Consider the following 25,944-nt stretch of genomic DNA (forward strand, 5'->3'; position numbering starts at 1 on the left):
AGATAAAGAAAAAGTAAAGGAATTATATTATGAGCAATTTAGGAAAGAAACATACATTTGTGATATGTGCATATAAAGAAAGTCCTTTTTTAGAGGAGTGTATTAAATCGTTAAAGCAGCAAAGCCTAACGACTAATATTATAATAGTAACTTCAACTCCGAATGGATATATTAGTTCTATGGCAGATAGATATCATATACCATTAAAGATTAATGAGGGTGAAAGTGGAATAGTACAGGATTGGAATTTTGGATATCAACAATGCAAGACAGATTATGTAACAATTGCACATCAAGACGACATTTATTTGCGGGATTATGCGTTAAGAGCAGTTCGGTGCTTAGAAAAAAGTAAAAAGCCATTAATTTATTTTTCTGACTATTGTGAAATAAGAGACGGAAAGAGAATAAATAGCAATCAGTTGTTAAGAATAAAGAGAATGTTATTGTTTCCATTGAAGGTTAAATTATTCCAGAAAAGTAGATTTGTAAGGAGACGTAGTTTGTCTTTAGGAAATGGAATCTGTTGTCCATCAGTTACATTTGCGGTTAACAATTTGCCCAATCCAGTTTTTTCTGTGCATTTCCGTTCAGACGAAGATTGGGAAGCATGGGAACGCATATCAAAATTAAAAGGAGACTTTATATATGATTCGAGTATACAGATGGGACATCGGATACATGAGGAATCGGAGACATCTATAATTATTGGCGATAATGCGAGAAGCAAGGAAGATTATGAGATGTTTTGCAAATTTTGGCCAAAATGGATAGCTAGAATTATAGTGAAGTTTTATTCTAAAAGTGAAAAATCAAACAAGATAAACTAGGAGAAAAAATGAAGAAGTTAATTATAATACCAGCATATAATGAAAGCGAAAACATAGAAAAGACTGTAGATGCAATAAAAAAGGATGCTCCAGATTTTGATTATGTGATAATTAATGATTGTTCAACTGATTCTACAAGAAGTATTTGTGAAAGAAATCACTATAATATTGTGAATCTTCCGATTAATCTCGGAATTGGCGGTGCTGTGCAGACAGGATATCGTTATGGTTATGAAGAGGGATATGATGTGGCTGTTCAGGTTGATGGAGATGGACAGCATGATCCACGATTTTTGAACGTCATGGTGAACTATATGATGGAGCATAAGACGGATATGGTCATAGGTTCTAGGTTTATTAATAAAGAAGGATTTCAATCTTCTGGAGCGAGACGCATTGGAATTAAGTATTTTACAGTTTTAATTCAATTGATGACGGGAACTAGAATTACAGATCCAACATCAGGACTGCGGATGGTTAATCGAGATATTATGAAAATTTTTGCTTATGATTATCCGAAAGATTATCCAGAACCGGAAAGTGTTGTGTCGATTTTAAGGAAAAAGAAAAAGGTTCGCGAAATACCGGTTATTATGAGGGCAAGAGAAGGCGGAGTATCTTCGATATCACCAAAAAAATCCATATATTATATGATAAAAGTAACATTAGCAATTTTAATTGAACGCATCAGAAAGTAGAGGTAGAATATGAGATTACGAATTCAGATAATTATTGCATTAGTTATAATTATTGCATTAATTATTGTTGTTAATATGATTAGAAAAAAAGCATTAGAATTAAGATATGCATTGGCTTGGCTTGGAGTTGGTTTTGGAGTTCTTGTGTTAGACTTGTTTCCAGGGCTTATGCAGTGGCTGGCGATTCTCATGGGAATTGAACTTCCGATTAATATGCTATTCTTCTTGGGATTTTGTTTCGCGTTGATTATTATTTTTGGATTAACACTTGCTGTGTCAAGAATGTCGATTCGAATCAAGGAATTGTCCCAGGAATTGGCTCTGTTTGAAAAAAAGCAGAGAGAAAAAATGGAGGAAGAAAAAATGGAGGAAGAAAAATAATGAGAAGAAAAAGATTGTTGGCAATAATTTTATTGGTTGCAATGTTAGTTGGAAGCATTAATTTGAATATATTAGCAGCGCCAGTGGAAGACGGTGCTGCTAATACTGAAAGTGAACAGGAAGTAGTGGAGGAAGAAGAGAATCAGACTGTTGATGTAGAAGAATCAGATGTTGAGGAAAAAAATGATGTAGAAGAAATTGAAACCAAAACGGATGAGAATAATGAAACTGAAGAAAAGGTGAGTGTTGATGATCCGGAAGAAGGAGATAGGGCGAATAGTTGGCGTTATAAGGATGGAGAATTAATTGAGAGTTATTCTATTGGAAGAAGTCGTGCAGCATCGCGAGTGAAGCAAGGAAATATTACTAAAAAAGGAATTGATGTCAGTGAACATAATGGAGATATTAATTGGGAAAAAGTGAAAGCATCAGGGATAGAATTTGCGATTATACGATGTGGTTATGGGACAAATCGGTCGGATCAAGATGATAAGAAGTGGTTAAGAAATGTATCAGAATGTGAGAGGCTGGGAATTCCATATGGCGTATATATTTATTCATATGCTACGAATACAGATAGGGCATTAAGTGAAGCGCAGCACGTATTGAGACTAATAAGTGGGCATAATCTTTCTTATCCTGTTTATTTTGATATGGAGGATAACAGTACGATAGGAAGTGATTTGAATGCGATTGCGCAGACATTTTGTAGTACGATAAAGAATGCAGGATATGCAGTAGGGGTATATGCGAATCTGGACTGGTGGAATAATTATTTGACAGACACTAGATTTTCCCAGTGGTATAGATGGGTTGCGCAATGGAGTAGTGCTTGTAACTATACAGGAGAATATGCATTGTGGCAGTATTCGGCAATAGGAAGTGTGGATGGAATTTCAGGACCTGTAGATTTGGACTATTTGATTGGAAATCCGAATGATCATGGTGGCTCAATAACAGTCGATGTGCCTTCAGAGATGAAAAATTCTTTGCGATATTCAGCGCATCTACAGGATATAGGATGGATGGATGAGGTTTCCAATGGAACTGTGATTGGCACCGCTGGGATGGGAAAGCAAATGGAAGCGTTCAAGGTGGGCGTTCAGGGCATAGAAGGTTTAGGGATCGAATATCGATCATATGTAAGTGGAGTGGGCTGGCAGGATTATGTTGCTGATGGAATGGAGTCAGGAACAACTGGTCAGAGTAAAGCAATAGAAGCAGTGAGAATTAGATTGACTGGAAATGCTGTTTCCCAATATAAAGTTTATTATCGGATGTATGTATCCAATATTGGTTGGCTTGATTGGGCGAAAAATGATGAATTGGCAGGAACATTGGGATATGGCTATGCAATAGAAGCATATCAAGTGGTCTTATTACCGATAGATGGAGATGCGCCTGGTACAACAGAAATGCCTTTTAGGTATAAAGATGATTTAGGAATGACTGTTAAAACGCACGTAAGTGAGTTGGGGTGGCAAAGCGCAGTGGGTAATGGAGAAGTTTCGGGTAGCATAGGAAAAGCATTAGAAGTTGAAGCTTATACTGTAAATATGACTGCAGAAAATATTGGAATTCGTTATACTAGTTGTGTAAGTGGAACGGGTTGGCAAGATTATGTGGAAAAGGGTGAACTTTCTGGCACTGTAGGTAAGGCAAAGTCGGTAGAAGCAGTCAAGTTGGAATTAACGGGAGATAACAAGAATCAGTATAATTTATTCTATCGTACATATATATCTAATCAAGGCTGGTTGGGTTGGACAAAGGATGGGCTTCCGGCTGGTAGTCAGGGATATGGTAATTCAATTGAAGCTATTCAGATTATGATTGTACCTGTTTCATTAGGATATACACCCGAAACGGGAGATAATGCATTTTTGAAGAAAGCGCTTAGTGTACAGTATAGTACACATGTACAAGATATAGGCTGGCAATCTTATGTGGAGAACGGAAAAATTGCCGGAACTACAGGACAAAATAAGCAGATTGAAGCGTTGAGAGTAAAAATTGTTGGTCAAGAGTATGAAGGGAAAATAGAATATAGAACCCATGTGGAGGATATAGGCTGGCAATCATATGTATCTAATGGAAATGTTGCGGGTACAGAAGGGAAAAATAAGCAAGTAGAAGCAATTTCTATTCGTTTGACGGGAGAGATGGCAAGTAAATATGATATTTATTATTGTGTACATTCTAGTGATTTTGGCTGGCTTGGTTGGGCGAAGAATGGAGCGAATGCAGGAAGTGAGGGATATGGGAAACAGGTAGAGGCTATTCGGATTCAATTAGTAGAAAAAGATGGCGCGGCTCCGGGAAGTACAGAGGGGGCATTTAAAAAGAAGGCAACGGGTTTAAGTATACAATATAGCGCACATGTTCAGGATATAGGTTGGCAAGCTTATGTGAAAATGGGAGAGGTGTCAGGAACTACTGGAAAGAATAAGCAGATAGAAGCGATAAAAATTCAATTATTGAGTCAAGAATATGATGGGAATATTGAGTATAAGACCCATGTGCAAGATATTGGTTGGCAAAGTTATGTAAAGAATGGAAACATAGCAGGGACAACCGGAAAGAATAAGCAAGTAGAAGCAATTGCTATTCGTCTGACTGGAGAAATGGCAGAACAGTATGATATTTATTATCGTGTGCATTCCAGTGATTTTGGCTGGCTTGGCTGGGCAAAGAATGGAGCAAATGCGGGGAGTGAAGGTTGTGGAAAGAAAGCGGAGGCTTTGCAGATTAAAATAGTGAGAAAAGGCGAAGCAGCACCGGGCGGTACTAATAATGCTTTTAAAAAGAAGTAGAATGGGGTGAAAATAGTGAAAAAAAAGTTGTTGGCGAAGAAGGTAGTAGCAGTTATTTTGATGATGAGTTTGCTAATGGTATCAACAGGTACAGTTTTTGCAGAAGATGTGGCGGAGAAAACTACTGAAGTTGAAGAAATGCAGAATAATGATGCTGTAATAGAAGAAGACTCTGAACAAAATAATGATGCTATAGAAAATGAGAGTAATAGTAATAAGGTTGAAGTAAATGAGGGCACGGCAGAAAATCCTAGTGCAAAGGAAGAAAAACGTGAGTTCTCAACTGAAGAAGAACAAGAAGTTCAGGGAAATAGTATAGATGAGATTTCGGAAGAGCCAAAAATAGTTCCAGTAATACAGTATGAGGCACATGTGCAGAATATTGGCTGGCAGAATGCAGTCGAAGATGGAACGATGGCTGGAACTGTAGGAAAAGCGTTGGCTATGGAAGGTCTGAGGATTGAATTAAAACAATTGGATGGAATTCAAGGTAGCGTGGAGTATGAAACACATGTACAGGATATCGGTTGGCAGAATGCTGTGAGCAATGGGGAATTGGCAGGAACAGTTGGAAAAGCGAAAGCGATAGAGGCGATAAAAATAAGATTGACAGGTGAGATCGCCGATCAATATGATATTTATTATCGTGTTCATTCAGACACATATGGTTGGTTTGATTGGGCGAAAAATGGAGAAGTGGCCGGAAGTGTCGGGTTTGCATATGCAATGCAGGCAATTGAAATAAGATTATATGAGAAGAATAGTGAGGAAAAACCGATTGTTTCAGGAAAAACCTATCTGACCGCAAATAATATGGGAGATGTTATTTATCAGGCGCATGTGAAAAATGTCGGCTGGCAATCAAAAGTAGTTGATGGGAAAACTGCAGGAACAACGGGACGTGCTTTGGGAATAGAAGGCATTACGCTTCGTTTGGGCGAACATATGGGTGGAACGATTGTGTATAAGGCACATGTATCGGGAATTGGTTGGCAGAATGAAGTGACGAATGGTACATTAGCAGGAACTACCGGACAAAATAGGTCTATGGAGGCTATCTGTGTTAGAGTGGCGGATGGACTGGAAGAGAAGTATGATGTTTATTATCGGACTCATGTGTCAGGTTTTGGTTGGTTGAATTGGACAAAAAATGGGGAGATTTCTGGCAGTGTAGGATATGCGACACCAATTGAAGCGATACAGGTCAAATTGTACGAGAAGGATAGTTCAGAAGCACCGGAAACTACAGGAGTAAGTTGTTTGTCAAGAGAGAATATAGCTGAAATAGAGTATCAGGCTCATGTGTCTGATATAGGCTGGCAGAATGCAAAAGTAACAGGAGAAATAGCAGGGACGACAGGCCAAAATAAGAGTATTGAAGCTATAGCAATGTCGATTAAGAAAAGTGAGAATGCTCAAATTTATTCGGGAGGTATTTCCTACAAATTACATGTGTCTGATATAGGCTGGCAGGATTGGTGTAAAGATGGTAGTATTGCAGGTGCTGTGGGACAGGGAAAGAGAGCAGAGGCAATTCAAATTAAACTGACCGGAGAAATGGAAAAATACTGCGATATTTATTATAGGGCTCATGTGTCGAATTTTGGTTGGTTAGGTTGGGCGAAAAATGGAGAGTCTGCTGGAAGTTCTGGATATGCATATAATTTGGAGGCCGTGCAGATAAAAGTGGTTCCTAAAAATACTTCGGCGCCAGGTAGTACAAGTAATAGTTTTAAAAAGGCACCACCATCTACTGTGTCGGCTATGGCTATGCGGGCGAATCTTTATACAAGTTCTACGTCATATCTCATATTAGTTAACAGGAGCACGCATAAGGTTGGCATATTCCAGGGATGGAGAGGAAATTGGAATAATATTGTAACGTGGGATTGTGCAGATGGAGCAGTTGGAACACCTACTGTAGAGGGAACATTTAGAGTTGGAAGCAGAGGATATTATTTTGACTCAGGGGCATCCAGATGTTTTTGGTGGACGCAGTTTTACGGAAATTATTTGTTCCATTCGGTTTTATATAATAAAAATGGAACTTTGCGAGATGGGAGAGTAGGAATGGCGTTGTCGCATGGATGTGTGCGTTTGCAAATAGGAAATGCGAAGTGGATATATGATAATATTCCGTCTGGGACGACAGTAGTGGTTTATCACTAAAAAATAAAATTGTAAAGAAGATATTTTGAATACAACTCCAACTATATTAGTACAAAGTTGGGGTTGTATTTAATTAATAAATGTTTTATATTGGAATTAAAGTGTATATAAAGATATTTGTGCAAGAAAAATCAGGTGGAATAATAAAAATTAAATAGTTAATGAATATTTGAAGCGCCAGGGAGATATTAGAATCCTCGTAAAATTGATCTATGAATATTATATTGTTGAATAATTATATAGATGTTATAATATTACAAGTGTTTAACAATGGAGAGTGGAATACGAGGAGATATTTTAAGGTTATTATCTTGAGGAGATACATTTTGTTAGAAGGAATATGATTATGGGTAAAATAAAAGAAGTGTCAAGAACAATACAGAAAGGTAATAGAAAATATAATAGTGTTATTTGTATTATTTCAGTTTTAATTATATTAGGGAGTGTTTTTTTCTTTGAGATAGATTTACAAAAAAGTAAAGCGGAAAGTATTATCACCATAGTGGTCATTTGTGTATTGATAATCCTGTTATTAATATACTCTTTAGATTTGGTTGAATTTCATAAATTTGCATTTGTGTTTATTTTGTTTGTAGGAGGATTATCACTTTTTATTCAGCCTATCCTTAATATTCCAGATGAAGTTGCACATTTTAGTAGAGCAGAGATTGTTTCACAAGGACAGATAATTATGGATTCTGATAGGCAAGAGTATGAAGCAATCCAATCAGTTGAAGATATGAAAAATAATTTAAAAAAGTCATATATATTTTCTGATTTAAAAGGAAAAAAGATAGACTATGATTCACAAGAAGTTAATCATGTGGCAGCATCGAATATATCATATCTTTATTTTCCGCAGGCATTTGGTATTATTATTGCTAAAGTGCTAAGATTAGATGTGATTTGGTTATTATGGTTAGGAAGATTTTTCAATTTGCTTTGGTATAGTTTTTTGGTTGCTTTTTCTATAAAACTGGCTCCAAAGTTGAAATTTTCGCTTTTTTTTGTTGCGACTCTTCCGATGTCTATTCAGCAAGCGGCATCGTATAGTCCAGATGCAACTATTAATGGCTTGTCGTTTCTTTTGATTGGTTATTTTTTGAATTTGTACTGTAAAAAAGATATTAAAATAACTAATAAGCAATTTATAGTTTTTTGGGGCATCGGGATACTATTGACAATGGCCAAAGTCACAGATATTTTTCTTGTTGGTTTGATCTTACTTATTCCTATGGAAAAATTCACAACTAGAAAAAGAGAGATTTTAGTAAAAGGTTTAGTAATTATAGGAGCAATTTTTGTGGGTGGGGTGTATTATAGTTATGCAATGGGATTCCCGTCGGCTAAGGAGCATCAGATATATTTGGAATCTATAAATGTGAATTCGCAAGCTCAAATACAATATATTTTAAATAATATTCTTTCTTGGGCACATGATTTTGGAGCGAGTATTATCAACCAGTTAATAACATATGTTGGAGAATTAAATTATTTTGGATGGTTTGAATATAGTTATCCGATATTGACGGTTATTATGTTGTTTATGTATGGAAAAATATGTTTTCAAGAAGAAGGAATTTATATAAGGAAACTAGATAAGTTTTTGGTAGTACTTATGATGGGGGGGATTTATGTTGCATCATGCTTGGCATTGTATATAACTTGGACTCCGGTCGGAGAAACTGGGGTTATGGGAATGCAAGGGAGATATTTGATTCCGGCGTTGGCACTTATGCCATTAGTGTGCAACTCCATTGATAATAAAGGAGAGAAGCAAGAAAAACATATGGGAGATATGACGGTTATATCGATTATGGTAGGAGCGATGCTTATAGTAACTGCTGCTAGATATTATTAAGAGAATATGTTTTGGCAAGTGATTTCTTTGATTAGTTTTGACATAACTCGAGAAACTTATAAAGAACTTTCCTTGATATTTAATAGTTGGAATGCTATACTGGGCGGAGAACTCATAAATTGTAATGGTAAATATACAGAAAATTGTTCTTGATTTTGTAAGAATAGGTAAGGTGATGAATTATGGGGAAAAATAAAGAGAAAAACAATGAAAATATGTCTCGTGCTGATAAAGGGAAGATGTTTCTGAAACATTGCTGTAATCAACCGATGGATGTTCTTAGATTGGGGAAGGCTACGGTTCTTTATGGTACTAAAGGATTAAAAGCACGAGCAGGAGAACTTGCGCGAAACGAGTGGGAAAAGCAGAGGAAAAGTGACGAGAGTGAAGATGTAGAGGTTTTGCTTGATGTTAAATTCTCTATTATTATGTCAATCTATAATGCTGATATAAAGTTGTTAAAGAGCACAATTCAGTCAATTGAGAATCAGACATATGGGACTTGGGAATTATGCATTATAAATAGTATAACATCAGAATCAGATTTACGGGTATATTTAGAGAATTTGAATAGTAATAGAATAAAAATAAAGTATATGGATATGCCTAGGAGTATGGCAGAGTCCCTGAATATGGCTGCCGATATGGCAACTGGTGATTATTTGCTTTTTGTGGATGCTGGTGACGAACTACATCCAAAGGCGTTACGAGAATTTGGTAAAAATATTGCAAAGACAAAAGCAGATATTATCTATAGTGATATGAAAATCGTAGACGAGGTGGAAAATAAATCGTTCCCTGTTTATAAACCTGACTGGTCACCAGATCTTTTGTTGTCACAAATGTATTTAGATCATTTGGCTGGAGTGAAAACAGAATTATTTAGGGAAAGCGGTGGATTTTGCGCAGAATTTGAGAATGTATATGAATATGAATTGTTTTTGCGTATTACTGAATATACAAATAATATCCAGCATGTAGCACGTGTTTTATATTTAAAAAGAGTATTCAGGAATAGTGCTTTAGTGAAAGAAGATAGGAAAAAGGCAGCCCATGCTGAAGGAAAAAGAGCGGTTCAGTTACATCTTGACCGAATGTTAGGAGAAAATGCTACTATAGTTGAGGATACAGATAAAGCACTTATATATGACATCAGATACAATGTGGCTGAAAAACCGTTTGTGTCGATTATTATTCCGACAAAGGATCATGTAGATGACTTACATGTTGCGCTTACTAGTATTTTTTCTAAAACAGTTTATGACAATTATGAGATTATTGTTTTAGATAATAATTCTGAAAAAGAAGAGTCAAAAGAATATTTTGCAGAAATACAAAAAACTTATGATAATGTAATCGTTGTGGAAGCAAAGTATGGGTTTAATTGGTCTAAATTAAATAATCATGGTATTCGTTTAGCGAAGGGAGATGTATTTGTATTTTTAAATAATGATGTAAAAGTAATAGAACCTACGTGGCTACAGAGGCTAGTAGAACATGCTATACAGCCGGATACTGGTGTTGTGGGGGGATTGCTTTTATATGAAGACGGGACTATCCAGCACGCAGGTGTTGTAATTGGAATGGGGGGCTGGGCAGACCACGTCTACAAGGAAATGCAGCCTGTGCATACAAAAACTCCTTTTATATCGCCTATGGTTACTAGAAACGTTACAGCTTGTACAGGAGCTTGTATGGCAATTTCTAGAAAGACAATAGAGAAGATTGGTGGATTTGATGAGAGATTTATTATTTGTGGAAGTGATGTGGAGATTTGTTTAAGAGCAATAGATGAAGGATATAGGAATGTATATGTACCGCAAGTAAAACTATATCATTATGAGTCTAAAAGCAGAGATTCATATATTCCACCAGTAGATTTTGAACTGTCTGACATCATGTACTCTGGATATCGTCGTGGCGGTGATCCGTATTATAATAGGAATTTAAGTGTTGAAAGTTGTATTCCACAAGTTGCAACGAAAAAGAATGATAGTGTGAAGGTAAAAACAAAGCCAGTTAATCTTGCAGATATTCGAGAATTACATTTTAGAAAAGAAAATAAGGGGGAGTATCGTCTTAACTTAATGTTACCTGCGTTGAATGAAGAATATGTGTTTGGTGGAATTGCGACGGCTTTAAATTGCTTCGAGGCTATAGGTGAAGCATTAGGATGTGCAACAAGAATTGTATTGATTGATGCTGAAATGGATCAAAAAACTAAAGATAAGTATGGTAAAAAGTATAAGATTGTAGAATCCGATGAACGAAGTGATGCTAGACATCAAATTGTTTCTATGGTGGATAGAAAGAGAAATACATTACTAGTTTCGGAAAATGATCAGTTTATGTTCACTGCTTGGTGGTCAGCATATATAATACAGACAGAATATAGAAAATGGAAAGAAAGCGGGAAATTAAATTTGAGACCATTTCTGTATTTGATACAGGATTATGAACCGGGATTTTATGCCTGGTCTCCTAAATATGTGTTGGCGGAGGCGACTTATCGTTATGAATATCCGCAGATTGCAATTTTTAATTCTCATGAATTAAAAGATTATATCTTGGGGAAGGGGTATAAGTTTGAGTCAGTACATTATTTTGAACCATTACTTAATTCTGTTTTAAAAGAAAAAGTACAAGCTTTAGATGAGACTGTATATAAGCGAAAACAGATTTTAGTTTATGGAAGACCGAGTGTCGATCGGAATGCATTTGAAATCATTGTAGAGTCTCTGCGTAAATGGATTGCTATTCAACCAGGAGCTGAGAGTTGGACTATTCTTTCGGCGGGAGAACAACATGATCCTGTTAAACTTGGTGAAGGATTATATTTGGAGTCGGTTGGAAAATTGACAATTGATGAATATGCCAAAGTGCTACAAGAAAGTTATGCTGGAATATCCTTGATGGTGTCTCCGCATCCTAGTTATCCGCCTTTAGAGATGGCCGTTTTTGATGTTCGCATCATTACCAATAGTTATGGAAATAAAGACATGTCATATTTTAGTGAAAATATTACATCCGTTGATAATATGGATCCAGTGCAGATTGCAGTTGAATTGAAAAAAATATGTAGTGAATACCATACGGTTGTAACTCATAAAGAAGTGAATCATGAGTATGTATATATGACTAATCCTTATGGCTTTATTAAAGATTTAAAGGAAGAAATTATGTTGGAAAACAAAAGTGAATAAAAATCGCATAGAAATAGGCGATTTTAAGTAATAAGGGAGGTCTGTTGTGTCAACTTATATTCAAAATTTCCTTAGGTTTAGACCATTGCTTAATGAATTGGTCGCAAGAGATGTTAAAATCAAATATCGACGTTCAGTGTTAGGAGTATTATGGACCTTACTCAATCCGCTAATGATGATGATTGTTTTGTCTGTTGTTTACTCAAATCTGTTTAAGTTTGATGTGGAAAACTTTTCGATTTATTTATTAAGTGGACAAGTGATTTTTAATTTCTATTCAGATGCTACAAATACTTCAATGTCATCGATTTTGGGGAGCGCCAGTTTAATAAAAAAGGTCTATATTCCTAAATATTTATTTGTTATGTCAAGAATATGCTCTAGCGTAATTAACCTATTGGCATCCTTTTCTACGTTGATACTCGTTATGTTGGCGACTAGGGTAGAATTACATTATACGATATTTTTGGTATTTGTTCCTATTGTATTACTAGTTGTTTTTTCGTTTGGGATAGGTTTGTTTCTTGCAGCAATAACTGTTAAATTTAGAGATGTTATGCATTTATATTCAGTATTTGTTACGGCATTGATGTATTTAACACCAGTTATTTATCCGATGTCCATTTTACCAAATTGGTTGACAATTATAGTGAAAGCAAATCCTTTAACGAATTATTTGACCATGTTTAGAGACGTTATGATGAATAATAGGATATTTGATGTGCAAAGTTTGTTTTTTGGAATATTAGAAGCGATTGTAGCATTGTTTTTTGGTCTTTATGTTTTTTATCGTAACCAAGATACTTTTATTCTTAATTTATAGGAGCGAATATGGAAGAACCAATTATTATTAAAGTAGACCATGTTTCGATGAAGTTTAACTTGTCTTCAGAAAAATTTGATAGTTTTAAAGAGTATGTTATTAAAAGCATTAAGGGGCAGGTGTCTATAGAAGAGTTTTGGGCACTTAAAGATGTTTCATTTGAGGTGAGAAAAGGCGATTCTGTTGGTTTGATAGGATTGAATGGTAGTGGAAAAAGTACTATGTTAAAAACAATTGCCGGTGTTTTAAAGCCAACAAAAGGAAGCGTAAAAGTATCTGGAACTATAGCACCATTAATTGAATTGGGAGCAGGTTTTGATATGGATCTTACAGCGCGGGAAAACGTATTCTTAAATGGGGCGCTTCTAGGATATACTCGTAGTGAAATGGAAGGCTATTATAAAGATATTGTAGACTTTTCTGAATTGGGGAATTTTATGGATGTGCCTGTAAAAAATTTTTCATCAGGTATGGTGTCAAGATTAGCATTTGCAATAGCGACAATAGGGATACCGGATATCTTAATTGTAGATGAAGTGTTGTCAGTTGGAGATTTTCAGTTCCAGGAAAAATGTGAAAAACGTATTCGCAATATGAAAGATAAGGGAACTACTATTCTTTTTGTGTCGCATAGTATAGATCAGGTGCAAAAAATTTGCAATAAAGTTGTCTGGCTAGAGCATGGTCATATGAAGTGTTTTGGAAATGCAAAGGAAATAGGAGACGAATATAGAAAATCATAAGGAGTTAGTATTGTGAGGAAATGGATAAAATATATCATAACAGGCATAATCGCAATTGTTTTTTGCGTTGTATATGCCTATATTGATAAAGCGCATAACATATATGATACAGAGACGGATAACAGTGCATATGTAGCTGCAAATGTAGAAGGGGATTCGTTGATTTCGCAGACTTTCAAATGTCAGGAAGCAAATTTAGATGGATTAGCAGCGAAAGTCGTGGTGAACAGCACATCAGCAGGTGGGAAGTTGACTTACTTGCTGGAAGATGCTGAGGGACAGGAAGTAATAAAAGGAGAAGTACCAATTAGCGATATAAAAAGTGGAAGAATAAATAAAGTGAAATTTGATGAGCGAATAAAGAATTGTAAGGAAAAAATATATACTGTTTCATTTAGTGCTTCAGGACTAAATGAAGGTGAAAGTATAGGGGTGTACTATGATCCTATAGGAAAGCAAGCGGGGAGTTTGAAAGTTAACGGAGAGGAAATTACGGGGACTTTGATTTTTAGAACGATAACTCATAAATTTGATATCGAGACATTTATTATGACTTTAGGATTTATCATTTATTTTGTGGTATTTTTCCGTATTTTATATAAATTGTTTTCTTAGGAGTCGCGATGAAACGAAAAGCAGTAAAAAAAATATACCGAATAATAAAATACTATCGTGAAAATGGAATGATAAGATTTATTCGACACATCTTTGCTAAGGTATTTCACATGGAAGAGATGACTTATAATCGTTGGAGAAAAAAGCATCGGCTTGGAAAAAAAGAAATTGACAGGCAAAGAAATGAGCAGTTTAATAAAATGCCATTAATTAGTATACTAGTTCCACTGTATTGCACGCCGCAAGTATATTTAAAAGAATTAATAGATTCAATACAACAACAAACGTATGGAAAATGGGAATTATGTTTGTCTGACGGCAGTGGTAGTGGAAGTATGGAGCATACTTATATTGAGAAATGTATGAAACAAGATGATAGGATAAAACTTGTTTCGTCAGAATTTCCGCTTTCTATTTCCGAAAATACAAACCGAGCATTGGAAATAGCTACAGGAGAGTATATTGTATTTGTTGATCACGATGATTTATTAGAGATTAGTGCGCTTTATGAATGTGTGAAGGTTATAAATCAAGGGGCAGTGGTTGATATTTTGTATACGGATGAAGATAAAGTGAGTATGGACGGAAAAAGTTATTTTCAGCCTCATTTTAAATCTGATTTCAATTTAGATTTGCTAAGAAGTATGAATTATATTTGTCATTTGTTTGTTGTAAAGAAAGAAATACAAGAAAGGGTTGGAGTATTTAGAGAAGAATATAATGGGGCTCAGGATTATGACTTTATACTGCGTTGTATAGAGCACAGTGGTAATATAAGGCATATACCTAAGATTTTATATCATTGGAGAGCACATAAAGATTCAACTGCGGAGAATCCAGAAAGTAAGTTATATGCTTTTGAAGCAGGACGACGTGCAATTGAAGCACATTTGGAACGATGTGGGGAAAAAGGTGCTGTAAGTATGGGAAAATATCTTGGGTTATATAGAATAGAGTATGAGTTAGAAAGTGAACCACTTATTTCAATATTAATTCCCAATAAAGATCATAAAGAAGATTTAGAGCGTTGCATTCAATCAATATATAAAAATTCAGATTATTCTAATATTGAAATTATAATTATTGAAAATGGAAGTATTGAGGATGCAACCCATGATTATTATAAAGAACTTACAGAACAGTATAAAGAAATTCGAATAGTGACATGGGATGCTGGAAATGAATTTAATTTTTCGGCTTTAAATAATTATGGCGCTAAACACGCAAAGGGGGAATATCTTCTCTTCCTTAATAATGATACTGAAATTATTAATAGAGATTGTATACGAGAGATGGTCTCTTATGCATGCAGAGAAGATGTAGGCGCGGTTGGTGCAAGATTGTACTATCCGGATGGCACAGTCCAGCATGCAGGAGTTATATTAGGTCTTGGTGGTATTGCCGGTCATGCATTTAGAGAGGCATTGCACAATGCAAATGGATATTTTTCTCGTATCATATGTGCGCAAGATTATAGTGCTGTCACAGCAGCATGTATGATGATGGCGAAAGAGTTGTTTGATTATGTAGGCGGATTTGATGAAAAATTAAAGGTTGCATTTAACGATATTGATTTGTGTATGCAAATAAGGAAAAGGAACAAATTAATAGTCTATACACCATATGCTGAACTTTATCATTATGAGTCTAAATCAAGAGGGCTAGAGAATACAAAAGAAAAAGTTGAACGTTTTAATGAGGAAGTAAATTATTTCGCAAAGAAGTGGAAAAAGGAATTAGAGGACGGAGATCCATATTATAATATCAATTTGACATTGGAGAAGCATGATTTTTCGCTGAAAATACAATGAAATTTAAAGGAATATAGTTGGAAAAAGTAATTATTTAATGGTACATATTAAAATGCTTTCCTTTTTAATATGTACCATGCTTTTATAATATTAAATATATACTTTTTATAATTTATACTAAAAATGGGGGTAAGTGATATATCTCGTATATCATGATAAAGAAATGAGGATAGTAGTAGCAGGAACGGGTTATGTTGGACTTGTAGCAGGTGTTTGCTTTGCGGAAAAGGGACATGATGTTACGTGTGTTGATACAGATGAAGAAAAAGTAAAATTAATGCAGCGAGGAATTTCGCCAATATATGAAAATGATTTGGAAAATTTAATGAAAAAGAATAATGCATCTGGTAGATTACATTATACGACGAATTATAAAGAGGCATATAGAGATGCGGAGGTTATTTTTATTGGAGTAGGTACTCCGGAACGATTGGATGGGTCTGCAGATTTATCATATATAGCGGTAGTATCTAGACAAATTGCAGAATCTATAGAGAGGGATTGTCTAGTTGTCGTGAAGTCAACGGTTCCTATAGGAACAAATGATAAAGTAGAACAGTTTATTAAGGATTTTCTGATTCATGATGTGCGAGTAGAGATTGCATCAAATCCAGAGTTTTTAGCGCAAGGAACTGCTGTGAGAGATACTTTGCAAGCGTCCAGAATTGTTATAGGGACAGAATCTAAATGGGCAGAAGATAAGTTGTTAGAGGTGTATAAAAATTTTAATCTTCCTATTGTGTCTGTGAGTCGAAGATCGGCTGAGATGGTAAAATATGCATCAAATGATTTTTTGGCATTGAAGATTTCTTATATGAATGATATAGCAAATTTGTGTGAATTAGTAGGAGCCGATATTGAGGATGTGGCAAAAGGAATGTCTTATGACCAAAGAATAGGTGGAACATTTTTAAATGCCGGAATCGGATATGGGGGGTCTTGCTTTCCTAAAGATACAAAGGCATTAAATAATCTTGCAATCCAGAAAGGTTATCAATTAAAAACAGTTGAAGCGGCAATAGAAGTTAATAGTAAACAAAAAACTAAACTATTTCGGAAAGCCTCGGAACGAATGATTACATTTGAGGGCTTAAACGTGACTGTATTGGGTTTGACATTTAAGCCGGGAACTGATGATCTGAGAGAGGCTCCATCTTTGGATAATATAAAGCTTTTATTAGAAGCGGGAGCAAATGTTGTGGCGTTTGATCCTGTAGGTATTGAGAATTTTAAAAAGCATTTTCCAGAAGGAGAAGTGCTTCATGGTACTATTAGATATGTTGATAATATAGAGAAAGCACTACAAAAAGCTAACATTTGTTTTATATTTACAGAATGGAAGGAAATAAGAGATATTAAACCTAAAATGTTTTATCGATTAATGCATACGCCGCTAGTGTATGATGGCAGGAATCTTTACGATTTAGAAAAGATGGAAAATGCTGGAGTTGAGTACTATAGCATAGGGAGGTAAGCAAATGTTAACTAAAAATATTGATTTGTCTCGCAAAACAGTGCTTATTACTGGTGTGGCAGGATTTATAGGAGCAAATCTTGCGAAGCGTTTATTAGAATTAGTGGAGGATATACGAGTTATCGGAATTGATAGTTTGAACGATTATTATGATGTATCTTTAAAAAAGTTTCGCTTAGATCAGATTCAAAATGTTCTTGGGAAGTTTGTGTTTGTTGAAGGAAACATTGCAGAACAAGAATGTGTAAAAGGGATTTTTGAATTGTATCATCCTGATATAGTAGTAAATTTAGCGGCACAAGCAGGAGTTCGATATAGTATAGAGCATCCTGATGTATATATTCAATCTAATCTGGTTGGATTTTATAATATTCTGGAAGCATGCCGTCACAGCAAAGATAATGACTGTGAAGGGGTTAGACATTTAGTATATGCTAGTTCTTCTTCGGTATATGGTAATAATAAAAAAGTCCCATATTCTGTTGAAGATAAAACAGACACACCGGTTTCCTTATACGCTGCAACGAAGAAATCAAATGAATTGTTGGCATATTCCTATTCGAAACTATATGATATTCCTTCTACTGGTTTGAGATTTTTTACGGTCTATGGACCAGGAGGAAGACCAGATATGGCATATTTTAACTTTACAAATAAACTTGTTCGTGGTGAAAAGATAAAAATTTTTAATTATGGAAGATGTAAGAGGGATTTTACTTATATTGATGATATTGTTGAGGGGATAATAAAAGTAATGGAAGTCTCGCCTTATCTCGATAGCGATGGGGTGAGATACAAAGTGTATAATATTGGAAATAATCATCCTGAGAATTTGTTGGACTTTGTGGAAGTCTTACAAGAAGAATTAAAGTTGGCGGGCGTTTTATCAAATGAATATGATTTTGAGTCCCATAAAGAATTGGTGGGGATGCAGCCGGGTGATGTTGAGGTAACATATGCTGATACAACCGAGTTAGAGAAAGATTTTGGTTTTAAGCCAGATACTGGTCTGAAAGATGGATTGAGAAAATTCGCAAAATGGTATAGAGAGTATTATTTTGTGTAGCGACTGCAGTGAATTATGTATTAATTTTAAAGCGAATGGGAGAGCAAAATGTACAAAGATAGAATATGTGTATACACATGTATTACAGGAAATTATGATGATTTACAGCCAATATATTGTGAGGAGGGAATCGATTATATTTGTTTTACGAATAATATGCATTTAAAATCAGATGATTGGAAGATAATTCCTATTGAAGATCATGATGATTTGGGGAACATGATGTTATCACGTGAAATTAAGATTATAGGTCATTCGTTTATTAGAGAAAATTATGATATTAGTATTTGGATTGATGGTGCAATTCAAGTTCGAAACAGTATAAAAGATTTTTTAGAACAATATTGTCATATGAATAAGCGTAATATGGCGTGCTTTAAACACAGTGTTCGAGACTGTATGTATGAAGAGGCGGTTGCATGTGTTATAGGTCGGAAAGAGAATAGAGAAAGAGTTATTCCATGGCTTGATTTTATGAAGAGAGAAAAGTTTCCGGAACATTTTGGGCTTGCGGAATGTACTGTGCTAATCCGAAGACATAATAACGAGTTGGTAAATCGGACGATGCAATTGTGGTTTGAATTGTTGAAAAAATATGCAAAACGAGATCAGTTATCTTTTCCTTATAGTATAAAAAAGACTGGATTAGAGGTACAATGGATTGATTTAAATGTTTTTGAAAATCCTTGGTTTTTTTGGAAAGCGCATCGTCAGACGGAAGAATCTAAGATAAGTAGAATTATGTTTGGAGAATACAAGGATTTATATTCAGGGGTTTATGAGGATTATGAATTGAGGGAAAACGGAAAGAAATGTGAGTTGTGCATGGTGATTCCGATTACATGTAATAAGATGGTTATTAATATGGGAAGGCATTATGGGAAAAAGATGAACAATTTTACTATAAATGTATCCGATGCCGTGGTAATTGTACGGTCAGGCATACCGATTTATAATTGCCAGGTATTTGATTATAATGATGTGGTTATAGAAATTAAAGGGGATTTTTCTATGGGACAAGAGGTAAAATGTACTTTTGATATGATGCAATCAGGTGAGATGGAAGGACAGAAGGTCATAGATGCTCTTGTAGATAAATATTATTATGATAAACGAACTTCGGAAAATGCAATTCGTGTTTTAAATCAAAAGTGTTCTTTACTTAGTGAGCATTGTAATGAATTGGAAAGAGAATTAGTGTCTTATGTTGATTTGAGTGAAACCCCTCTATTTGATAAATTAAGACCCTTATGTGAACATCAAGATTTAATAACGAAGATTATCAGGAAATTGATTTTAAAGATGATACATTAATAGATAGTCAGATGCGCCACCGATCTAAATGAATTTCTACAGGTGTTATTATGGATGGAGGAAAAAATGAAAACGATAGCATTCCCAATCAGTCACAAGGAAAATGAGAATAGACGAGCAATTGTGCCGGAACATATTGTATATATGAAGAATCCTGCAAATTTGTATTTTGAGAGAGGGTACGGGAGGGTTCTTGGTATAGAAGACGAAAAATATATAGAATGTGGTTGTAATATTTGTTCTCATGAAGAGTGTTTGAATAAAGATATAATATGTGATCCAAAGGTCGGTGATGCAGATTATCTAGAAAAATTAACAGAAAGACAGACTATTTTTGGGTGGGTACATGCAACTCAGAACAAAGAAATTACAGATATATTAATTAAGAATAAATTAACTGCTTATGCTTGGGAACGGATGTATTTTGAAGGAAGGCATGTGTTTTGGAGAAATAATGAATTGGCTGGAGAAGCAGCTGTGCTACATGCTTTTCAATGTTATGCAAAAATGCCATATGAAACCAAAGTTGCTGTTTTAGGACGTGGAAATACTGCAAGAGGAGTAATAAAGATACTAAATATGCTAGGGGCAGATGTAATACAGTATGATAGAAAAACGGAGAAACTTTTGAGAAAAGAAATTGTAAATTATGATGTTATAGTTAATTGTGTTTTGTGGGATGTTATGCGTACGGATCATATTATATATAAAGATGATTTGAAGAAGATGAAAAGGGGATCTATGATTATTGACGTCAGTTGTGATAAAAATGGTGGAATTGAAACTAGTATACCGACTACTATAGAGAGTCCAACTTATTTAGTGGATGATATATTGCATTATGTAGTAGATCATACGCCAACATTGTATTATAAGACATTTTCTTTGAATAATTCAGAAATTATTTATCCGTATTTAGAAGAATTAGTAGTTGACGAACCAGGAAAAGTATTGAAAGATGCTATGATAGTTAGTAAAGGAGATGTTATTGACTCAGAAATCAATATGTTTCAACGAAGATAAGAATCGCGAATTTTAGGACTATTAGTAAGATGAGTTGTGATTAAGAAAAATTAATATTAATTATATGAGGGATATTAGAAAATGAATTTGGCTGATAAAAAGATGAAAATTATAAAAAAACTAAACATAGAGAAATTATTACCGAGTCGTATGATAATTCCTATTTATTATGAATACCATATGGGACAAAAACTCGATCTAAAGAATCCAAAAACATTTAATGAAAAACTTCAGTGGTTAAAATTATATTATAAAAATCCAATAATGATAAAATTAGTTGATAAAATTGAAGTCAGAAACCATATAAAAGAAGTATTAGGAGAAGAGTATTTGATTCCGTTAATAGGTATTTATAATTGTTTTGATGAAATTAATTTTGATGAGTTGCCCAATCAATTTGTTATAAAATGTAATCATGACAGTGGAAGTTATATTTTGTGTAAAAATAAAAAGGATTTTGATATACAAAGTGCGAGGAGTAAAATTAATGAGCATATGAAGGAAAATTATTTTTATCGTTGGAGAGAGTGGCCATATAAAAGTGTTAAGCCTAAAATATTGATTGAAAAATACATGAGTGATTTTGAAAAGAATACGTTTGATGATTATAAATTCTTATGTTTTAATGGTGTTGCGGATAATGTAATGGTTTGTACGGGAAGAGAAGAGGGAAATACGAAATTTCACTTTTTTGATAAAGAATGGAATTTTAAAAGGTATAATTATACTGGTCTCAATGAGCCGGAGGGATACACAATGAAAAAGCCTGAATATATGGATGAAATGTTTGAAATAGCAGAGACATTAGCCCAAGATTTCCCTTGTGTACGAGTTGATTTGTATTGTGCAAATAATAAGATTTATTTTGGTGAGTTGACCTTTTTTCCACAGGCTGGATTAGATTCAAAATTATTAAAGAGCACAGATAGATTATGGGGAGATAAAATTACGTTGAAAAAATATTAAGTTTTTTCTTTAATTGGGATAAGAACTTATTATTTAAGAAATATTCTGTTGAAGTAAAGCGAGATGTAGCAATGAAGGTCATGCATTATCTGCCGGATATGTAGAATATCCAAAGCATATGATGTGTTTTCATGAGAAAAGGTGTGAATTGTCAAATTATGTCGTTAAGTTTTCAGGGACAATTTTACGCTTTTCTTGTTATTTTGGAGGCTTATTGTTATACTGAGATTGTAAACGTCAAAACGCTCGCCTTTCACTAAATTCATTTTTAGTCCATACTTGAAAAAAACAATAGATTTTTTCAAGGAGGAACTAAAGACTATGGATCAATGCACTCATGAAGTCCGTGCTGAATACTGGAAGGGAGTCATTAAGGCATGTGGGCAGCGTCCAGCTGGACAGTCAGCCAAGAGCTGGATGGATGAAAATGGAATCTGCGAACAAAGCTATTATCACTGGCAGCGGAAATTCAGGCAAAAGGCTTATGAAGAAATGAAGGAAAACTGCGATGCCGTCCCTGCAGTCGCAGGAAATACGGAACTTTCTTTTGTGGAAATTCCCTATTGTGCTTCGCCGGTGAAAAACGAGCAGATGATTTCAGGCGGCCCGGTTGCGGTTATCCGTACTTCTGCACTAAAGATTGAGATTACAAATGATATTTCGGATTCTCTTCTGAGCCGGATTATAAGGGAGGTGTCCCATGCTTGAAGATGCTGCCGGTATCCGTCGTGTAGTCCTTGCCTGTGGAACAGTTGATCTCAGAAAAGGTATTGATGGGCTGGCAACGATCATAGGCGATAAGTACAGACAGAATCCTTTTGAAAAAGGAACTCTTTTCCTGTTCTGTGGAAAGCGCTCTGACCGATGCAAAGGACTTTTGTGGATGGGTACGGGGTTTCTGCTCCTTTATAAAAGATTCGAAGCCGGAAGACTGTCATGGCCAAGAAACACGCAGGAGGCTGCCGAACTTACAGAAGAGCAGTACCACTATCTGATGATGGGTTTAAATCCCCTGGATCCGAAGATCAAAGATGTCGATCCTAAAAAAATCTACTGAAATGTTTGTGCAAAACAGAGAAAATGTATCACTGTTTTATCGCATAAAAAATGGTGAATATAAAAACTGCAGGATACCTGTAGACAAACCGATATCTCCAGTTAATTTTGTGAAATTTATTATGGAACATTTTTATTATGTTCCGAGTGCGCAATTACAATTTGATTTTGCAATGAAACATATTGTGAGATTTGATGAACATTTGGAAGAGCGCGATAGAGTGAAAAGTCATATTGTAGTCTGATAAGTATAAATAGGAGATTAGAGTAATATGAAAAAAAATGGCTATTATTCTTCCGGCGAATTTGCCCGCATGGCGCAGGTTACTTTACGGACGATTCGTTATTATGACAAGCAAGACATCTTAAAGCCCTCCTTCGTGAGCGAAGCGGGGGCTCGTTTTTATACGGATGAAGACCTGGCAAGGCTTCAGCAGATATTATTATTAAAATATCTTGGATTTTCTTTAGATGATATCAGGGAGATGACCATTGATGATTCAGATTATCATTTCATGCTGAATTCGCTGAATATCCAGTTGAAACTTGTACGTGACCGCATTGAGCAAATGCAGTTGGTAGAACAGGCGATTCAGGATACTTCAGATGCGATTCGTAAAGAACATACCATAGATTGGACGCATATGTTGAACCTGATTCATCTTACCAGTATGGAGAAGAGTTTAAAGAACCAATACCAGAATGCATCCAATATCTCCTCTAGAATCAATCTTCATAGCCTATATTCACAGAATCAGCAAGGATGGTTTCCATGGATATATCAGCAACTAGAGATTCGTCCGGTCATGAAGATATTGGAGATTGGCTGCGGAGATGGAACACTCTGGAGCAGTAATATAAAACAGTTGCCGGAGAATGTGACGGTGATTCTTTCGGATGTCTCGGAAGGAATGCTGAGAGATGCCCGGCGTACCATTGGAACGAAGGATGAAAGGTTTTCTTTCAAAGCATTAGATTGTCATCAGATACCGTATCTGGATCAAAGTTTTGATCTTGTGGTTGCGAATCATGTGTTATTCTATTGTGAAGATATTGGGAAAGTCTGTGAGGAAGTAAGACGGGTTCTGAAGCCTTATGGAAGATTCGTGTGCAGTACCTATGGTAAGAATCATATGATTGAAGTCAGCAGACTGGTACAAGGATTTGATGACAGGATTGTATTGTCAGCAGATAAATTATACGAACGATTCGGAATGGAAAACGGAGGCGGTATTCTGAAGAAATATTTTGCTGATAATGAATGGAGACTGTACGAAGATTCTCTGACAGTTCCGGAACCGGAACCATTGATATCATATGTGCTTTCCTGTCACGGGAATCAGGGTCAGTATATCTCAGAAAGGTACAAAGAATTCCGGGCTTATGTGAAGAAGAAGACGGACAAAGGATTTCGTATCTCAAAAGAGGCGGGAGTATTTATTTGCAAATTGTAAAAGATATGGTACAATGTTGTTAATCAATTTGGGTCGGATGTGGGTAAGAATTTCAGGGGGAGTAGTATTGAAATTCAAGGTACGAGAAAAAATATGAATAAAGATTATTATTTGCGCTTTCCTTCAGTATTACGTAATGCATTGAAGGAAGGAAAAGTAGGTTTTCCAAAAGATTTGGAGACAGAATATGGGTCAGAAGAAGTGTATAGAGGAGTAAAATACACTGAAAATAAGAAAAAAATAACCCAAGAAGATTTTAAGTCGCAGATGGAAAAGGGACTTCCAGGTTTTTCGGAAACAGATATTAAAAGTTATAGTTGTTCATGTTTTCGTGATTTGGAAGAACTTCACATGGCGGTTCATTTTCCTAAAAAAGGGAGAGCAGTGGCAAAAGGAATAATGAGATCAGAGCATGGTCCAAGAGTTAGAGAAAAAGGAACTACACATATTCATTGGTATTTATATGATGAGATAGATCCGTCTGATGAATTTGAGGTGATTGAAGTATGGGAGAAAAATGGATCGAAATAATTGATTATGGAATATTGTACAGAGAGATAGATTTGGTAACATTCGATGTGCCACTCTTATTTGTATGTCTCGATAAAAAAAAATGTAGAAAACTTGTGTTATGTATTGACGAAGAACAAGGTGAATACATTATTGCTAATGTAAATGCGAAACTTTTACTTAATTTACTAAAGAATGAAAAAACAATGGAACAGGTATTTCGGGATTCAGATGAAGGAACAATGCTTTATGTGTATTATGATTTCGAGTGTTCTGTTTTTAGATTAAAATCGATTCCTGTAGATGAAGTAAGCGCGAATATGTTACCTGATTCAGGCATCTTTTTTGAGTTGAATAATAAAAAAATTAGCGAATATATTGATGTTTTGGAAAATGAATCTAGGATTGAAAGTCTGTATAAAGTTATTTCAGTGCCTTATACGGAGCGGCTGCGGAGTTTTTTTATAGTAGATAGCGATGAATTAAAAACGAAACAGACAGAGACATTACAAGGAGAAATTATTATAAAATCACTAAAAAATGTTTTTTATGAAAAGAATAATATAATCGTAAATGATACTGAAAAAGAAGTTGCGAAAGATGAACCAATTACCACAGCGGTATTAATTAGTTGTACGAATGATACAAATTTAAATAACTGTATTGATTGTCAATTTATAGCGTAAGGAGAATGTCTATGACAGAAAGTTCATTTCAGTTTACAAACCCTATTTTGGAAAGGATTACATTTGAAGTTAATAAAGAATTTGATAAAAATAAGCAAGATGGAATTCCTATTGAGATTAATGTAGAAACAAAACGGATAGAAGAAAAAATGGCTCTTTCAAAATTGAGATTAAAAATTGGAGGAAGAGATGCAAAAGCTCCTTTTTTTGTGGATGGTATTTTAAGTGCGGAATTTAGTTGGAAAGATGATATTTCAGAAGAATTAGTAACAAAATTATTGAAAAGAAATACTGCAGTAATGTTAATTTCTTATTTTAGACCTATTGTTGCCAATATAACAATGCAAGCGGGGCTGCCCCCGTTTCATATTCCTTTTATCAATGTTGATAATTGAGTATGAAATATGAAAAAAGTGTAAAAAAGTATAAAAAACCCTTGAAGGTGACCTGG

General features: G+C 34.9%; 23 protein-coding genes. All 23 read left to right on the forward strand.

The window, feature by feature from the left end; all coding sequences use genetic code 11:
- Window positions 1-29 precede the first annotated feature (29 nt).
- Complete coding sequence (locus ACQRBN_RS02895; RefSeq protein ID WP_427737446.1) at window positions 30-830, forward strand: glycosyltransferase family 2 protein; 801 nt, start codon at window positions 30-32, stop codon at window positions 828-830.
- An 8-nt stretch (window positions 831-838) separates the two neighbouring features.
- A complete protein-coding gene (locus ACQRBN_RS02900; protein ID WP_427737447.1) occupies window positions 839-1,528 on the forward strand; it encodes a glycosyltransferase family 2 protein in 690 nt (229 codons plus the stop codon).
- A gap of 9 nt (window positions 1,529-1,537) precedes the next feature.
- Window positions 1,538-1,909: a DUF2304 domain-containing protein gene (locus ACQRBN_RS02905; protein WP_427737449.1), complete on the forward strand. Its 372-nt coding sequence runs from the start codon at window positions 1,538-1,540 to the stop codon at window positions 1,907-1,909.
- A complete protein-coding gene (locus ACQRBN_RS02910; protein WP_427737450.1) occupies window positions 1,909-4,719 on the forward strand; it encodes a GH25 family lysozyme in 2,811 nt (936 codons plus the stop codon). The genes ACQRBN_RS02905 and ACQRBN_RS02910 overlap by 1 nt, the downstream gene beginning before the upstream one ends.
- 15 nt (window positions 4,720-4,734) lie before the next feature.
- Window positions 4,735-6,888: a L,D-transpeptidase family protein gene (locus ACQRBN_RS02915; RefSeq protein WP_427737451.1), complete on the forward strand. Its 2,154-nt coding sequence runs from the start codon at window positions 4,735-4,737 to the stop codon at window positions 6,886-6,888.
- Between the two features lie 346 nt (window positions 6,889-7,234).
- Entirely contained in the window at window positions 7,235-8,749 is a 1,515-nt protein-coding gene (locus ACQRBN_RS02920; protein ID WP_427737452.1) for a DUF2142 domain-containing protein, read from the forward strand.
- Window positions 8,750-8,931: 182 nt separating this feature from the next.
- Complete coding sequence (locus tag ACQRBN_RS02925; RefSeq protein ID WP_427737453.1) at window positions 8,932-11,952, forward strand: glycosyltransferase family 2 protein; 3,021 nt, start codon at window positions 8,932-8,934, stop codon at window positions 11,950-11,952.
- 46 nt (window positions 11,953-11,998) lie between these two features.
- Window positions 11,999-12,775: an ABC transporter permease gene (locus ACQRBN_RS02930; RefSeq protein ID WP_427737454.1), complete on the forward strand. Its 777-nt coding sequence runs from the start codon at window positions 11,999-12,001 to the stop codon at window positions 12,773-12,775.
- 8 nt (window positions 12,776-12,783) lie between these two features.
- Window positions 12,784-13,518: an ABC transporter ATP-binding protein gene (locus ACQRBN_RS02935; protein WP_427737456.1), complete on the forward strand. Its 735-nt coding sequence runs from the start codon at window positions 12,784-12,786 to the stop codon at window positions 13,516-13,518.
- 12 nt (window positions 13,519-13,530) lie between these two features.
- On the forward strand, window positions 13,531-14,133 hold the full coding sequence (locus ACQRBN_RS02940) for a hypothetical protein (RefSeq protein ID WP_427737457.1): 603 nt from the start codon (window positions 13,531-13,533) through the stop codon (window positions 14,131-14,133).
- A gap of 8 nt (window positions 14,134-14,141) precedes the next feature.
- Window positions 14,142-15,944, forward strand: a complete 1,803-nt coding sequence (locus tag ACQRBN_RS02945; protein WP_427737458.1) for a glycosyltransferase family 2 protein — start codon at window positions 14,142-14,144, stop codon at window positions 15,942-15,944.
- Between the two features lie 163 nt (window positions 15,945-16,107).
- Window positions 16,108-17,418, forward strand: a complete 1,311-nt coding sequence (locus ACQRBN_RS02950) for a UDP-glucose dehydrogenase family protein (RefSeq protein ID WP_427737459.1) — start codon at window positions 16,108-16,110, stop codon at window positions 17,416-17,418.
- 4 nt (window positions 17,419-17,422) lie between these two features.
- Window positions 17,423-18,484 (forward strand): GDP-mannose 4,6-dehydratase, encoded by a 1,062-nt coding sequence (locus tag ACQRBN_RS02955; protein ID WP_427737460.1) that lies wholly within the window; start codon window positions 17,423-17,425, stop codon window positions 18,482-18,484.
- 48 nt (window positions 18,485-18,532) lie between these two features.
- Complete coding sequence (locus tag ACQRBN_RS02960; RefSeq protein WP_427737461.1) at window positions 18,533-19,798, forward strand: glycosyltransferase domain-containing protein; 1,266 nt, start codon at window positions 18,533-18,535, stop codon at window positions 19,796-19,798.
- 66 nt (window positions 19,799-19,864) lie between these two features.
- A complete protein-coding gene (locus ACQRBN_RS02965) occupies window positions 19,865-20,821 on the forward strand; it encodes a N(5)-(carboxyethyl)ornithine synthase (protein ID WP_427737462.1) in 957 nt (318 codons plus the stop codon).
- Window positions 20,822-20,902: 81 nt separating this feature from the next.
- Window positions 20,903-21,787 carry an ATP-grasp fold amidoligase family protein gene (locus ACQRBN_RS02970; protein WP_427737463.1) on the forward strand — a complete coding sequence of 295 codons (885 nt, stop codon included), beginning with the start codon at window positions 20,903-20,905 and terminating at the stop codon, window positions 21,785-21,787.
- 321 nt (window positions 21,788-22,108) lie between these two features.
- Window positions 22,109-22,495 carry an IS66 family insertion sequence element accessory protein TnpB gene (locus ACQRBN_RS02975; protein WP_427737464.1) on the forward strand — a complete coding sequence of 129 codons (387 nt, stop codon included), beginning with the start codon at window positions 22,109-22,111 and terminating at the stop codon, window positions 22,493-22,495.
- The gene (gene tnpB / locus ACQRBN_RS02980) at window positions 22,488-22,844 is read left to right on the forward strand and encodes an IS66 family insertion sequence element accessory protein TnpB (RefSeq protein ID WP_427737465.1); all 357 of its coding nucleotides are present in this window, start codon (window positions 22,488-22,490) and stop codon (window positions 22,842-22,844) included. Before ACQRBN_RS02975 ends, tnpB begins: the two co-directional genes overlap by 8 nt.
- A gap of 1 nt (window position 22,845) precedes the next feature.
- On the forward strand, window positions 22,846-23,088 hold the full coding sequence (locus ACQRBN_RS02985; protein WP_427737554.1) for a DUF2290 domain-containing protein: 243 nt from the start codon (window positions 22,846-22,848) through the stop codon (window positions 23,086-23,088).
- 27 nt (window positions 23,089-23,115) lie between these two features.
- Window positions 23,116-24,297, forward strand: coding sequence for a MerR family transcriptional regulator (locus ACQRBN_RS02990; protein ID WP_427737466.1), 1,182 nt, complete (start codon window positions 23,116-23,118; stop codon window positions 24,295-24,297).
- A 93-nt stretch (window positions 24,298-24,390) separates the two neighbouring features.
- On the forward strand, window positions 24,391-24,828 hold the full coding sequence (locus ACQRBN_RS02995) for a hypothetical protein (RefSeq protein ID WP_427737467.1): 438 nt from the start codon (window positions 24,391-24,393) through the stop codon (window positions 24,826-24,828).
- The gene (locus ACQRBN_RS03000; RefSeq protein ID WP_427737468.1) at window positions 24,804-25,493 is read left to right on the forward strand and encodes a hypothetical protein; all 690 of its coding nucleotides are present in this window, start codon (window positions 24,804-24,806) and stop codon (window positions 25,491-25,493) included. The genes ACQRBN_RS02995 and ACQRBN_RS03000 overlap by 25 nt, the downstream gene beginning before the upstream one ends.
- A gap of 11 nt (window positions 25,494-25,504) precedes the next feature.
- Window positions 25,505-25,888 carry a protein-export chaperone SecB gene (locus ACQRBN_RS03005; protein ID WP_427737469.1) on the forward strand — a complete coding sequence of 128 codons (384 nt, stop codon included), beginning with the start codon at window positions 25,505-25,507 and terminating at the stop codon, window positions 25,886-25,888.
- Window positions 25,889-25,944 lie beyond the last annotated feature (56 nt).

Source organism: Bariatricus sp. SGI.154, from assembly GCF_050313795.1.
Taxonomy (GTDB): Bacteria; Bacillota; Clostridia; order Lachnospirales; family Lachnospiraceae; genus CAMBRQ01.